This window comes from Pseudomonas sp. Y39-6, assembly GCF_023651955.1.
GTDB classification, from domain to species: Bacteria; Pseudomonadota; Gammaproteobacteria; order Pseudomonadales; family Pseudomonadaceae; genus Aquipseudomonas; species Aquipseudomonas veronii.
The window spans coordinates 5,838,304-5,852,008 of the sequence record NZ_CP069594.1; the positions used below are offsets into that span (position 1 = coordinate 5,838,304).

Annotated in this window: 14 protein-coding genes and 1 tRNA gene; 4 read left to right on the top strand and 11 right to left on the bottom strand. The window is 59.5% G+C overall.

Going from position 1 to position 13,705, the window contains the following annotated elements:
* Positions 1 to 19: 19 nt before the first annotated feature.
* The 5 genes from iscU to trmJ all read right to left on the bottom strand — a co-directional run bounded on the left by iscU (position 20) and on the right by trmJ (position 4,121).
* Positions 20 to 406, bottom strand: a complete 387-nt coding sequence (iscU, locus tag JN756_RS26540; RefSeq protein ID WP_003443374.1) for a Fe-S cluster assembly scaffold IscU — start codon at positions 404 to 406, stop codon at positions 20 to 22.
* Positions 407 to 505: 99 nt separating this feature from the next.
* The gene (locus JN756_RS26545; protein WP_046382173.1) at positions 506 to 1,720 is read right to left on the bottom strand and encodes an IscS subfamily cysteine desulfurase; all 1,215 of its coding nucleotides are present in this window, start codon (positions 1,718 to 1,720) and stop codon (positions 506 to 508) included.
* Between the two features lie 50 nt (positions 1,721 to 1,770).
* A complete protein-coding gene (iscR, locus tag JN756_RS26550; RefSeq protein WP_003194020.1) occupies positions 1,771 to 2,262 on the bottom strand; it encodes a Fe-S cluster assembly transcriptional regulator IscR in 492 nt (163 codons plus the stop codon).
* A 303-nt stretch (positions 2,263 to 2,565) separates the two neighbouring features.
* Positions 2,566 to 3,348 carry a serine O-acetyltransferase gene (gene cysE, locus JN756_RS26555; protein ID WP_201021507.1) on the bottom strand — a complete coding sequence of 261 codons (783 nt, stop codon included), beginning with the start codon at positions 3,346 to 3,348 and terminating at the stop codon, positions 2,566 to 2,568.
* 2 nt (positions 3,349 to 3,350) lie between these two features.
* Positions 3,351 to 4,121, bottom strand: a complete 771-nt coding sequence (gene trmJ / locus JN756_RS26560) for a tRNA (cytosine(32)/uridine(32)-2'-O)-methyltransferase TrmJ (RefSeq protein ID WP_003210307.1) — start codon at positions 4,119 to 4,121, stop codon at positions 3,351 to 3,353.
* A gap of 145 nt (positions 4,122 to 4,266) precedes the next feature.
* Between trmJ and suhB the strand changes: the two genes are divergently transcribed.
* Positions 4,267 to 5,082 (top strand): type III secretion system regulator SuhB, encoded by an 816-nt coding sequence (gene suhB / locus JN756_RS26565; RefSeq protein WP_017846186.1) that lies wholly within the window; start codon positions 4,267 to 4,269, stop codon positions 5,080 to 5,082.
* Positions 5,083 to 5,286: 204 nt separating this feature from the next.
* Here the strand turns inward: suhB and JN756_RS26570 are convergent, their stop codons facing one another.
* From JN756_RS26570 to queA, 6 genes are all read right to left on the bottom strand, one after another.
* Entirely contained in the window at positions 5,287 to 5,829 is a 543-nt protein-coding gene (locus JN756_RS26570; protein ID WP_017846187.1) for a glycine zipper 2TM domain-containing protein, read from the bottom strand.
* Positions 5,830 to 5,953: 124 nt separating this feature from the next.
* Positions 5,954 to 6,868 carry a protein translocase subunit SecF gene (secF, locus tag JN756_RS26575; RefSeq protein ID WP_017846188.1) on the bottom strand — a complete coding sequence of 305 codons (915 nt, stop codon included), beginning with the start codon at positions 6,866 to 6,868 and terminating at the stop codon, positions 5,954 to 5,956.
* Positions 6,869 to 6,877: 9 nt separating this feature from the next.
* Complete coding sequence (secD, locus tag JN756_RS26580) at positions 6,878 to 8,746, bottom strand: protein translocase subunit SecD (RefSeq protein WP_057004584.1); 1,869 nt, start codon at positions 8,744 to 8,746, stop codon at positions 6,878 to 6,880.
* 62 nt (positions 8,747 to 8,808) lie between these two features.
* Positions 8,809 to 9,147, bottom strand: a complete 339-nt coding sequence (gene yajC, locus JN756_RS26585) for a preprotein translocase subunit YajC (RefSeq protein ID WP_003175975.1) — start codon at positions 9,145 to 9,147, stop codon at positions 8,809 to 8,811.
* 43 nt (positions 9,148 to 9,190) lie between these two features.
* Positions 9,191 to 10,306, bottom strand: a complete 1,116-nt coding sequence (gene tgt, locus JN756_RS26590; RefSeq protein ID WP_010565220.1) for a tRNA guanosine(34) transglycosylase Tgt — start codon at positions 10,304 to 10,306, stop codon at positions 9,191 to 9,193.
* Positions 10,307 to 10,311: 5 nt separating this feature from the next.
* Entirely contained in the window at positions 10,312 to 11,361 is a 1,050-nt protein-coding gene (queA, locus tag JN756_RS26595; RefSeq protein ID WP_017846191.1) for a tRNA preQ1(34) S-adenosylmethionine ribosyltransferase-isomerase QueA, read from the bottom strand.
* Positions 11,362 to 11,469: 108 nt separating this feature from the next.
* Here queA and JN756_RS26600 point away from each other — a divergent pair.
* From JN756_RS26600 to JN756_RS26610, 3 genes are all read left to right on the top strand, one after another.
* Positions 11,470 to 11,554 (top strand) — tRNA-Leu (locus tag JN756_RS26600).
* 163 nt (positions 11,555 to 11,717) lie between these two features.
* Complete coding sequence (locus JN756_RS26605; protein WP_201021508.1) at positions 11,718 to 13,037, top strand: tyrosine-type recombinase/integrase; 1,320 nt, start codon at positions 11,718 to 11,720, stop codon at positions 13,035 to 13,037.
* Between the two features lie 330 nt (positions 13,038 to 13,367).
* A complete protein-coding gene (locus JN756_RS26610; RefSeq protein ID WP_201021509.1) occupies positions 13,368 to 13,646 on the top strand; it encodes a hypothetical protein in 279 nt (92 codons plus the stop codon).
* Positions 13,647 to 13,705: the final 59 nt, after the last annotated feature.

Consider the following 13,705-nt stretch of genomic DNA (forward strand, 5'->3'; position numbering starts at 1 on the left):
TTACTCGTCGCCAAATGCTTTAGATCAAGCCTTTCTTCTGCTTGTAGTCGCGAACGGCCGCCTTGATGGCGTCTTCTGCGAGCACGGAGCAGTGAATCTTCACTGGCGGCAAGGCCAGTTCTTCGGCCAGCTGAGTGTTCTTGATGGTCTCTGCTTCATCCAGAGTCTTGCCTTTCATCCACTCGGTCGCCAGGGAGCTGGAGGCAATGGCCGAACCGCAGCCGTAAGTCTTGAACTTGGCGTCTTCGATGATGCCTTGTTCGTTGACCTTGATCTGCAGGCGCATCACATCGCCGCACGCCGGAGCGCCGACCATGCCGGTGCCGACATCAGGGTCTTCCGCGTCCATCTTGCCGACGTTGCGCGGGTTTTCGTAGTGGTCGATGACCTTTTCGCTGTAAGCCATGGTACTGAATCCTCACTCATCAGGGCCGCTCTGGAACCCTGTAAAAACGTCTGCGTTTTCCGCCACGTTCCTACAGAGCTGGGGTGGCGGCTTCTATAGTTAGTGTGCCGCCCACTCGATCTTGGAAATGTCGATGCCGTCTTTGTACATGTCCCACAGCGGCGACAAGGTGCGCAGCTTGGTGACGGCCTCGCAGACTTTCTGCGCGGCGTAGTCGACTTCTTCTTCGGTGGTGAAACGGCCAAACGTAAAGCGGATCGAGCTGTGCGCCAGTTCGTCGTTGCGGCCCAGGGCGCGCAGCACGTAGGACGGCTCAAGGGAGGCCGAGGTGCAGGCCGAACCGGACGAAACCGCCAGGTCCTTGAGCGCCATGATCAGCGACTCGCCTTCGACGTAGTTGAAGCTCAAATTCAGGTTGTGCGGTACACGGGCAGTCATGCTGCCGTTGATGTACAGCTCTTCAAGGTTTTCGACCTGCTTGTAGAAGCGATCGCTCAGGCCCTTGATACGCACGTTTTCGGCAGCCATTTCTTCCTTGGCGATACGGAACGCTTCGCCCATGCCGACGATCTGGTGAGTCGCCAGGGTGCCCGAACGCATGCCGCGCTCGTGACCGCCGCCGTGCATGGTGGCTTCGATGCGAACGCGAGGCTTGCGGCTCACGTACAGGGCGCCGATGCCTTTGGGGCCGTAGGTTTTGTGCGCCGAGAACGACATCAGGTCGACTTTCAGCTTCGACAGGTCGATGTCGACCTTGCCGGTGGACTGAGCCGCGTCGACGTGCAGCAACACACCTTTGGAGCGGGTCAGCTCGCCGATGGCCGCGATGTCGTTGATGGTGCCGATTTCGTTGTTCACGTGGATCACGGAAACCAGGATGGTGTCTTCACGCATGGCCGCTTCGATCATCGCCGGCGTCACGATACCGTCGGTGGTCGGCTCGATGTAGGTGACTTCGAACCCTTCACGCTCCAGTTGGCGCATGGTGTCGAGGACCGCCTTGTGCTCGATCTTGGTGGTGATCAGGTGCTTGCCTTTGGTCGCGTAGAAATGCGCGGCGCCCTTGATTGCCAGGTTGTCGGATTCGGTGGCACCGGAGGTCCAGACGATTTCGCGTGGATCTGCACCCACCAGGTCGGCGACTTGGCGACGAGCGTTTTCAACCGCTTCTTCGGCTTTCCAGCCGAATACGTGGGAACGCGACGCCGGGTTGCCGAAGTTTCCGTCAACCAGCAGGCATTCGCTCATCTTTTGCGCGACACGCGGATCAACCGGGGTGGTCGCTGAGTAATCAAGGTAAATCGGCAATTTCATGGACTTTCTCCTAAATCAGGCTGGCTGGCGTGCCGTTAGCTCTTCGGCTGTCACTCGACGGCGGACGCTTCAATCTTGTCCAGACGCGGCGCCTTGGTGTTGCAACGGCGCTGGTCCTGACGCTGGGCTACTTCTTGCACCTCACGGCGAGTCACAAGATCAGCCAAGCTGATACCACTCAAAAACTCATGGATCTGCAGGCTCAAGTCACACCACAAGTGGTGGGTCAGGCAGGTGTCGCCGGCATGGCAATCACCCAAACCCTGGCATTTGGTGGCATCGACGGATTCGTTGACCGCGTCGATCACCTGGGCCACCTGGATGCCCTGCATGTCGCGGGACAGTTGATAGCCGCCACCCGGCCCACGCACACTGGAGACCAGATTGCTGCGGCGCAATTTGGCGAACAGTTGCTCGAGGTAGGACAGGGAAATGCCTTGGCGCTCGGAGATATCGGCCAGGGACACCGGCCCAGTTTGCGCGTGCAAAGCCAAGTCAAGCATGGCGGTCACCGCGTATCGGCCTTTTGTAGTCAGTCTCATGGACAAGTACCAAGGTGTTTCAGAATGGGAGCAAGTATGCTATTCCCGAGTATTTAAGTCAACTATAAGACCTAGTACTTTAGTCAGGATTACCCGTAAAAAGGGCGCGCAAATAATAGCAGGATGGGGTGGGGACGAACAGAAGGAACAGCGGTCAAGCAGGAATTCCAAGACCAATGGAGAACAACCTGTGGGAGGGGGCTTGCTCCCGATGGCGAAGGACCAGTCAATGTATGGGTGACTGACCCACCGCTATCGGGAGCAAGCCCCTTCCCACAGGGGACTTTTGGTGATCGTGAGGCTTCAGCCAGCCTTGGTGGCGGCTTCGTCTTTGATCTCGGCGAAGTCCTCTTCGCGCAGCTCAGGCAGGTCTTTCGCACAATAGTTACTGCCCAACTCCTTCAGCGCGCCGCACATGCCGTCCAGCTTGCCATCTACCGCCTGCAGGTGGTCGAGCAACTGGCCGATGGCACGGGCCACCGGGTCGGGCATGTCTTCGCTGACGCCGTAGGCATCGAAGCCGATCTTCTCAGCCATGGCCTTGCGCTTGGCTTCCTGCTCATCGCCGACTTCCGGCTTGACGATGATGCGCCCCGGAATGCCGACCACGGTTGCGCCCGGCGGCACCGCCTTGGTCACCACCGCATTGGAGCCGACCTTGGCCCCTGCCCCCACGGTGAACGGACCCAGCACCTTGGCGCCCGCCCCGACCACTACACCGTTTTCCAGGGTCGGGTGACGCTTGCCCTTGTTCCAGCTGGTGCCGCCCAGGGTTACGCCCTGGTACAGGGTCACGTCGTTACCGATTTCGGCGGTCTCGCCAATCACGATGCCCATGCCATGGTCGATAAAGAAGCGGCGGCCGACCTTGGCGCCCGGGTGAATCTCGATGCCGGTCAACCAGCGCCCAAAGTTGGACACCACCCGCGCCAGCCATTTCCAGCCCATGCCCCACAAGGCACCGGACAGGCGATGAATCCAGATCGCATGCATGCCCGGGTAGCAGGTCAGTACTTCAAAGGCGTTGCGCGCCGCCGGGTCACGGTGGAAAACACTCTGGATATCTTCTCGCAAACGCTCGAACATTTTTAATCCTTCCGCTTAAGAAGCTCGCCACGGGCCGCTTTCTGGGTTTCCGTGAGGATGCCACGCAATATATTCATTTCCGCCCGGCTGACCGAGCTGCGTCCGTACAGACGACGCAGGCGCGCCATCAAGTGCCGCGGTTTTTCCGGATCGAGGAATTCGATGGCCACCAGAGTTTGCTCCAGGTGTTCATAGAACCGCTCCAGCTCGTCCATGGTGGCCAACTCGCCACTCTTGGTCGACGCCACTTCATCCTTCTCAACCTTGCTCGGCTGCCCTTCAGCGGCCAGCCAGGCCATGCGTACTTCGTAACTCAACACCTGCACCGCCGCCCCGAGGTTCAGCGAGCTGAACTCCGGGTCTGATGGAATATGCACGTGATAATGACATCGCTGCAGCTCTTCGTTGGTCAGGCCGGAGTCTTCACGGCCGAACACCAGGGCGATTTCAGCGCCGCCGGCGGCCTCTTCCACCACTTTGGTCCCGCATTCACGCGGATCGAGCAATGGCCAGGGGATGCGCCGGTCGCGGGCGCTGGTGCCGAGCACCAGGTTGCAGCCGACCAATGCGTCTTCCAAAGTGGCGACGACCTGGGCTTTTTCAAGGATGTCATTGGCGCCGGATGCGCGGGCATCGGCCTCGTGGTGCGGGAACACGCGCGGCTCGACCAGCACCAGGCGCGTCAGCCCCATGTTTTTCATGGCTCGCGCCACCCCGCCGATATTGCCGGGATGACTGGTATTGACCAAGACGACACGAATGTTTTGCAGCAAGGGAGGCGCTCTCGGACACGGGAAAGGGGAGCAAATCTTACAGAACAGCCTAAGGTTATGCCACGAAAGCTCACGCCGTCCTTCACCTGAAGAAAGTTTCTGCTAGAATGCTCGGCTTTCTTTAACAACCTTAGGTGACACATCCATGCAGCCCATGCTGAATATCGCGCTGCGCGCCGCCCGCAGCGCCAGTGAATTGATCTTCCGCTCCATCGAGCGCCTGGATACCATCAAGGTCGACGAAAAAGACGCCAAGGATTATGTATCCGAGGTGGATCGCGCCGCCGAACAGAAAATCATCGACGCCCTGCGCAAGGCCTACCCGACCCACGGCATTCTCGGCGAAGAAACCGGCCTGCACAAAGGCAGCGGCGAAGGCGAAGACTACCTGTGGATCATCGACCCACTGGATGGCACCACCAACTTCCTGCGCGGTATCCCGCACTTTGCCGTGAGCATTGCCTGCAAATACCGTGGCCGCCTGGAACACGCCGTTGTGCTGGACCCGGTTCGCCAGGAAGAATTCACCGCCAGCCGTGGCCGTGGCGCCCAACTGAACGGTCGTCGCCTGCGCGTCAGCGGCCGCACCAGCCTGGACGGCGCCCTGCTGGGCACCGGCTTCCCATTCCGTGACGACCAGATGGACAACCTGGACAACTACCTGGGTATGTTCCGCGCCCTGGTTGGCCAGACCGCCGGCATCCGCCGCGCCGGTGCAGCCAGCCTGGACCTGGCCTACGTCGCCGCTGGTCGTTTCGATGCCTTCTGGGAATCGGGCCTGTCCGAGTGGGACATGGCAGCGGGCGCCCTGCTGATCCAAGAGGCCGGCGGCCTGGTGAGCGACTTCACCGGCGGTCATGACTTCCTGGAGAAAGGCCACGTGGTAGCCGGCAACACCAAATGCTTCAAGGCAGTGCTGACGGCGATCCAGCCGCACCTGCCGGCTTCGCTGAAGCGCTAAGCGAGCGAGCACAAAAAAGCACCCTTCGGGGTGCTTTTTTATGCCTGGAATTTGGTGTGAGCTTAAATACCAGCAACACCACAAGCCAACTGTGGGAGGGGGGCTTGCCCCCGATAGCGGAGTTTCAGCTACAGATAGGCTGACTGACACACCGCCATCGGGGGCAAGCCCCCTCCCACATTGTGAACTGTGCCAGGCCCGGGGTTATTGCTGGTTCTGGCCCAGGATCAGACGCCCCTCTTTATCGACCGGGATCTGGCCACCAGGGTCACGATCCATACGCACCGAACCTTCCTTGCCATCCAAGGTGTAACGCACGTCATAACCGACGACCTTGTCGCTGATGTCGTTGACGGTGTTACAACGGGTTTGCGTGGTGGTGTAGGTATCGCGGTTCTGCATGCCTTCCTGCACCTTGTTACCGGCATAACCGCCACCGACCGCACCGGCCACGGTGGCCAGCTTCTTACCGTTACCGCCACCGATCTGGTTGCCCAACAGGCCACCGGCCAGCGCACCGACCACCGTACCGACGATCTGGTGTTGATCCTGCACCGGCTTCTGCCGGGTCACGGCGACGTCCTTGCAGACCTCGCGCGGGGTTTTAATCTGGGTTTTCACCGGCTGCACCGCCAGCACTTGCGCATACTCAGGGCCGCTTTTTACCAGGCTGTAGGTGGCAACAGCACCCCCGGCAGTCACACCGACAGCACCCAATACCGCACCAACCAGTAACGACTTGTTCACGTTGAACCTCCTGACCATCACAAACGGACCGAAAGATCCGCGCTATACCCAGCCTTGGAGCAAAAAAAAAGGCGCGAGTTCAATACTCGCGCCTTCTTTGTAACAGCAGATCAACAACCACCCATCAAGGGCGGTCGTCGACCTCCTTGCCAGTCGCGGCCGGAGGGATCAGGTCTTCGCTGTTGAGGTTCAGCCAGATCAGCACCACGTTGGCGATGTAGATCGACGAGTAGGTGCCCGCCAGAACGCCGATAAACAGCGCCAGGGAGAAGCCCCACAGGTTGTCGCCACCGAAGATCATCAACGCTGCGATCGCCAGCAAGGTGGAGATCGACGTCGCCATGGTGCGCAACAGGGTCTGGGTAGTGGAGATGTTGATGTTCTCGATCAACGTCGCCTTGCGCAGTACGCGGAAGTTCTCGCGAACCCGGTCGAATACCACGATGGTGTCGTTGAGCGAGTAACCAATGATCGCCAGCACCGCGGCCAGCACGGTCAGGTCGAAGGTGATCTGGAAGTACGCCAGGATACCCACGGTCACGACCACGTCGTGGATCAGCGAGACAATGGCGCCGACACCGAACTTCCACTGAAAGCGGAACGCCAGGTAGATCATGATGCCGACCAGCGCCATCAGCATGCCGAGGCCGCCCTGGTCGCGCAGCTCTTCACCCACTTGCGGGCCGACGAACTCGACGCGCTTGACCGCCGCCGGGTTATCACCGCCGACCTTCTGCAAGGCCTCGGCAACCTGGTGACCCAGTTGCGGGTCTTCGCCCGGCATCCGCACCAGCAGATCGGTGGTCGCACCGAAGCTCTGCACGATAGCTTCGTGATAGCCGGCCTTGACCAGCTCTTCGCGCACCTGAGTCACGTCGGCCGGCTTCTCGTAGGTCAGCTCGATGAGCGTACCGCCGGTGAAGTCCAGACCGTAGTTCAGGCCCTTATGGAACCAGCTGAACAACGCCAGAACGGTAAGGAGCACGGTGACGCCGAACGCAATATTGCGAACGCCCATGAAGTTGATTGTACGTAACATGGCAGCCCCTTAAATCCACAACTTCTTGAAGTCACGCCCGCCAAAGATCAGGTTGACCATTGCGCGGGTCACCATGATGGCCGTGAACATCGAGGTAAAGATACCGAGGGACATGGTCACCGCAAAACCTTTGACCGGGCCGGTGCCCATGGCAAAGAGAATCCCGCCGACCAGCAATGTGGTCAGGTTGGAGTCGAGAATCGCGGTAAATGCCCGGCCGAAGCCTTCGTTGATTGCGCGCTGCACGGTCATGCCGGCGGCGATCTCTTCACGAATCCGCGAGAAGATCAGCACGTTGGCGTCCACCGCCATCCCCATGGTGAGGACGATACCGGCGATGCCTGGCAGGGTCAGCGTAGCGCCCAGCAACGACATCAAGGCCAGCAGCATTACCATGTTGCCCGCCAGGGCCACGGTGGCGATGATGCCGAAGAAGCGGTAGATGGCGATGATGAACAGCGACACGAACAGCATGCCCCACAAGGCCGCATCGATACCCTTGGTGATGTTGTCGGCACCCAGGCTCGGGCCGATGGTGCGTTCTTCAGCGAAGTACATCGGCGCTGCCAGGCCACCGGCACGCAGCAGCAGGGCCAGCTCGGACGATTCGCCCTGACCGTTCAGGCCGGTGATGCGGAACTGAGCACCCAGCGGCGACTGGATGGTCGCCAGGCTGATGATCTTCTTCTCTTCCTTGAAGGTCTGCACCGGCACGTCTTTCTCGACGCCGTTGACCATTTGCTTGGTGTAGGTGGTGATCGGGCGTTGCTCGATGAAGATCACCGCCATGCTGCGCCCGACGTTGCTGCGCGTGGCGCGGCTCATCAGTTCGCCACCATGGCCATCCAGGCGGATGTTCACTTCAGGCGTACCGTGCTCGCCGAAACCGGCCTTGGCGTCAGTCACCTGGTCGCCGGTGATGATCAAGCCACGCTCGATCTGCGCCGCAGGGCGGTTGCCTTCACGGAACTCGAACGTCTCGGAAGTGGCTTTGGAAGCACCCGGCTCGGCGGCCAGACGGAATTCCAGGTTGGCGGTCTTGCCGAGGATACGCTTGGCTTCAGCGGTATCCTGCACGCCCGGCAGCTCAACCACGATGCGGTTGGCGCCCTGGCGCTGAACGATCGGCTCGGCCACACCCAGCTCGTTGACGCGGTTACGCACCGTGGTCAAGTTCTGCTTGATGGAGTATTCGCGGATTTCCGCCAGCTTGGCCGGGGTCATCGCCAGACGCAGTACAGGTTGACCGTTGAGGTCGGCCGGTACGATGTCGAAATCGTTGAAGTTCTTGCGGATCAGCGCACGGGCCTGCTCGCGGGAAGCTTCGTCAGAGAAGCCCAGCTGGATGGCACCGTTGAGCTGCGGCAGGCTGCGATAACGCAACTTCTCTTTACGCAGCAGGCTCTTCACGTCGCCTTCGTAGACTTTCAGGCGCGCGTCGAGGGCTTTGTCCATGTCGACTTCCAGCAGGAAGTGCACACCACCGGACAAGTCCAGACCCAGCTTCATCGGGTGCGCGCCAATGCTGCGCAGCCATTTTGGCGTGGTCTGTGCCAGGTTGAGCGCGACAACGTAGTCGTCACCCATGGCCTTGCGCACGACGTCTTTGGCCGGCAATTGGTCTTCTTGCTTGGTCAGGCGCAACAAGCCGCCCTTCGCATCAGCTGCCAACGTTGCCGCTTTGACCTGGATGCCCGCATCGGTGAGCGCTTTGCTCGCGCGTTCCAGGTCAGCCTGATTGACCTTCAGCGAAGTGCTGGCGCCAGAGATCTGGATCGCAGGGTCATCAGGATAGAGATTGGGAGCGGAATAAATAAAACCGATCGCCAGCACCGCCAGGATCAGTAGGTATTTCCACAGAGGGTATTTGTTCAGCATCACGCCGCCCGCTTATAACGCGGGGCGCCTTGCGCGCCCCGTCGATTGGTAAAAGTTGTTACTCAGATCGCTTTGAGCGTGCCTTTAGGCAGCGTGGCGGCGATGGCGCCCTTCTGGAACTTCATTTCGACGGTGTCGGAGACTTCCAGAACCACGAAAGCATCGGAAACCTTGGTGATCTTGCCCGCGATACCGCCGGTGGTCACGACTTCGTCACCTTTCTGCAGGCTGCCGAGCAGGTTTTTCTGCTCTTTGGCGCGCTTGGCCTGTGGACGCCAGATCATCAGGTAGAAGATGACCAGGAAGCCGACCAGGAAAATCCACTCGAAACCACCGCCCATAGGGCCGGCAGCAGCAGGCGCAGCGGCATCAGCCATGGCGTTAGAGATAAAAAAGCTCATTTAGCACTCCAGTTGCAAATAGTGAATCTTAGGGTCGGAAAACTCAGTCCAAGGGCGGCACAGGGAGCCCGCGCTTGGCATAGAAGGCATCGACGAAGGCGGCCAATGTACCCTGTTGAATAGCCTCGCGCAAACCAGCCATCAGGACTTGGTAATGACGCAAATTGTGGATGGTATTCAACATGCTACCCAGCATTTCCCCACACTTGTCCAGATGGTGCAGATAAGCACGGGAGAAGTTCTGGCAGGTATAGCAGTCACAGGTGGGATCCAGCGGCGAATCATCATGGCGATGGAACGCGTTACGGATCTTCAGCACGCCTGTATCGATGAACAGATGCCCATTGCGGGCATTACGGGTTGGCATCACGCAATCGAACATGTCCACACCGCGGCGCACACCCTCTACGAGATCCTCCGGTTTGCCAACGCCCATAAGGTAACGAGGTTTGTCAGCGGGCATCAGGCCCGGCAGGTAATCCAGCACCTTGATCATCTCGTGCTTGGGCTCACCCACCGACAGACCGCCGATGGCCAGGCCGTCGAAGCCGATCTTATCCAGGCCTTCCAGCGAGCGCTTGCGCAGGCTTTCATGCATGCCGCCCTGGACGATACCGAACAGCGCCGCAGTGTTGTCGCCGTGGGCGTTCTTCGAGCGCTGGGCCCAACGCAGCGACAACTCCATGGAAACCCGCGCGACGTCTTCATCGGCCGGGTACGGCGTGCATTCGTCGAAAATCATCACGATGTCGGAGCCCAGGTCGCGCTGGACCTGCATCGACTCTTCCGGGCCCATGAACACTTTGGAACCGTCGACCGGCGAGGCGAAGGTCACGCCCTCCTCCTTGATCTTGCGCATGGCGCCCAGGCTGAACACCTGGAAACCACCCGAGTCAGTGAGGATCGGGCCTTGCCACTTCATGAAGTCATGCAGGTCGCCGTGCTTCTTGATCACTTCCGTGCCCGGGCGCAGCCACAGGTGGAAGGTGTTGCCGAGGATGATTTCGGCGCCGGTGGCGACGATATCGCGCGGCAGCATGCCTTTGACGGTGCCGTAGGTGCCGACCGGCATGAACGCCGGGGTCTCTACCGTACCGCGCGGAAAGGTCAGACGACCGCGACGGGCTTTGCCGTCAGTGGCCAGCAATTCAAACGACATACGACTCATAGTTGTTCCTCTGGGCCGCGTGGCGCCGGATTACGGGTGATAAACATCGCATCACCGTAGCTGAAAAAACGGTATCCATTGTCGATGGCAGCCTGATAAGCAGCCATGGTTTCCGGATAACCGGCAAATGCCGACACCAGCATCAACAGCGTGGATTCCGGCAAATGGAAGTTGGTCACCAGCGCATCGACCACATGAAACGGCCGGCCTGGGTAAATAAAGATATCGGTGTCGCCGCTGAACGGCTTGAGCACGCCATCACGCGCCGCGCTTTCCAGGGAACGCACGCTGGTGGTGCCCACGGCAATCACCCGCCCGCCGCGCGCCTTGCACGCGTTGACCGCGTCCACGACGTCCTGGCTGACTTCCAGCCATTCGCTGTGCATATGGTGGTCTTCGATGTTATCCACACGCACCGGCTGAAACGTGCCGGCCCCCACGTGCAGGGTCACATACGCGCTCTCGACGCCCTTGGCGGCGATCGCATCCAGCAGTGGCTGGTCGAAATGCAGCCCGGCCGTCGGCGCCGCGACGGCACCGAGGCGCTGGGAATACACCGTCTGATAGCGCTCGCGGTCCGCATCTTCGTCGGGGCGGTCTATATAAGGAGGCAACGGCATATGGCCGACGCGCTCCAGCAGCGGCAACACTTCCTCGGCAAACTTGAGCTCGAACAACGCATCATGACGCGCCACCATCTCGGCCTCGCCACCGCCATCGATCAGCAGAGTCGAACCCGGTTTCGGCGACTTGCTGGAGCGCACGTGGGCCAGCACGCGATGGCTGTCCAGCACCCGCTCCACCAGAATTTCCAGCTTGCCGCCGGAAGCTTTCTGGCCAAACAGCCGCGCCGGAATCACCCGGGTATTGTTGAACACCATCAAATCGCCCGGGCGCAAATGCTCAAGCAAATCAGTGAATTGACGGTGTGCGAGGGCACCGCTGAGCCCGTCCAGGGTCAGCAGTCGACTGGCGCGACGCTCGGCCAAAGGGTGGCGGGCGATCAGCGAATCAGGGAGCTCAAAAGTAAAGTCAGCAACGCGCATGATGGGGTTCGTCTAGCAGGGCCGGGAAGTCTAGCGGAAATAGTCAAAATTGACCATGAAACGTGATTGACCAACGGTAATCTCATCTCTATACTTCGCCGCCATTGAGCCCTGATGGCGGAATTGGTAGACGCGGCGGATTCAAAATCCGTTTTCGAAAGGAGTGGGAGTTCGAGTCTCCCTCGGGGCACCATTTGCAGTACATAGACGACTACCAGCGTCTACGGAACACCCCTAGAGCCCGCTAACTGCGGGCTTTTTGGTCTCAGGGGTTCCATCCCCATCTCTTGCAAGCCAGCCTCCTTTTGGTACATTTCCTGTACAGATTCCAGTTCGAGAACCGGAGGTGTACAGCCATGCCCCTCACCGCCTTGCAGATCAAAGCGTCCAAGCCGACCGACAAGCAATATACGTTGGGTGATAGTTCGGGTCTTGCCCTTCTGGTTCAGCCGAACGGGCGCAAGTACTGGCATTTCCGGTATACGTACCGTGGTCGACCGGCGCGGATGTCGCTCGGCGTCTATCCGACCATCTCCTTGCAGGAAGCTCGAGAACGGGCTGCTGAATGCCGCAAGCTGCTCAAGGACGATATCAATCCTGGAGCCAAGCGACGGGATGACAAGCAGCAGCAACGGGAGGCTGGGCTTAACACCTTCCGGCGGGCTACGGAGTACTGGTACCAGTTCAAGGCCGACTCTGGTCGCAGCCGTGCGACGCTAAAGAAGATTCGCGACTACCTCGACAAGGATCTGCTGCCGGCACTCGGCGAGATTCAGCTGGAGCACATCACTCGCGCCGACTGCGCGAAGTTGCAGGCCAGCATCGAAAAGCGCGGGGCGTTCAATGTGGCGGACAAGGCTCGGACTTGGCTCAAGCAGATTTTCAGTCAGGCGATTGCGCGGGGGTTGTGCGAACACAATCCAGCTTCAGAACTTCACGCCATTGCGTTGGCCCCTCCTCCCCCTGAGCACTATCCGCATTTACGTGAAAGCGAATTGCCGGAATTTCTCCAAGCGCTGAGCAAGACCACCAGCCGGCTGCCGTCGAGGATCGCTTCTTGGATGGCGATACTGACGGCGAGTCGACCCGGTATGGTTCGCTATGCGACGTGGGATGAAATCGATTTTGAAGAAGGTACGTGGACCATTCCTGCGGCGCGCATGAAGATGCGCAGAGACTACGTTAGTCCTCTGCCCCATCAACTGGTCGCCATGTTGATCAAGCTGCACCAATGCACGGGACGCAGTCGCTATCTTTTTCCGGGGAGTGGAGAGAAGCGGCCCGTCATCAGCGAGAACACGATCAATCTGGTGTTTGCCAAGATTGGCTATAAAGGGCGAATGGTCAGCCATGGCGTTCGTCACACCGCAAGTACGTTGCTGCGGGAACATGGGTGGTTGAAAGACCATGTCGAAAGTCAGCTGGCGCATGTCGAGGGCGGCATTGCTGGGGAGTACAACCAAGCGCTGTACCTGACGCAACGGCGGATCATGATGCAGTGGTATGCCGACTATCTCGATGCGCTCAGGGACGGGATTACGGCGAGCCTGCGGGATCAGTTTGATACGAGGGTTAATCAGTTCCTGTCGCACAAGGCCTCGGTGCTTCTCGGGGTCAACGCGGTTGGCCGCGACATCAGCGCCCTGGAAGATGAGCGTGGCGCATTTCAGCGATAACAGGTCACGCAGTTTCGCCTTCCACGCGGGTCCATCCAAACAGGGCTGCAAAGCCGCCCTGTTTGGATGGACCTCACTTAAAAATTCAAAAGCCACCGCAATCGTCTTCTGGAAACCACGGATTTCCATAGACGGCTGATGTCATTTGCAGCTGCAGGGTTCTCGAAAAATCGAGCCTTGACCCTGTCTATCGGCGAGCGTAGAAAAGATCGTGCAAGCGCTGTCGTTGACAGCAACCCAGGTAGCCAGAACCTTTAAGGCTACGCCACACCGTGGTGGTTCTCCCCCGAAGTGCGATTAGCGTCCGGCGGCTCGCACGGTCACAGCGATGTGAAGGATGCCTACTTCTACCAGCGTGCCCACTGCGGCAATTCATACATCTACATTCCTGCCCTGCAGCAACTTATCCGCTTGGCCATTTCATTGCGCCAACTTGCGCCCGTCTCTTTCCCCCGGAAAGAGACGGGCGCGCCTACCGCTGCTGCAGCCCACCTCGGACAAGGCTTTGCGGCATTCCCCCTCGTGACAATTGGCGTGACAAACACCGAAGTCACCAGCAACAGCAATGCAGATGATGGTGCCGCAGCCCAGGGAATGGACTGCACCTGACTGACAGTCAGGCATGCACCGGTCATCGCATCACTGCCTTCACCCAACTCAAGATCTCG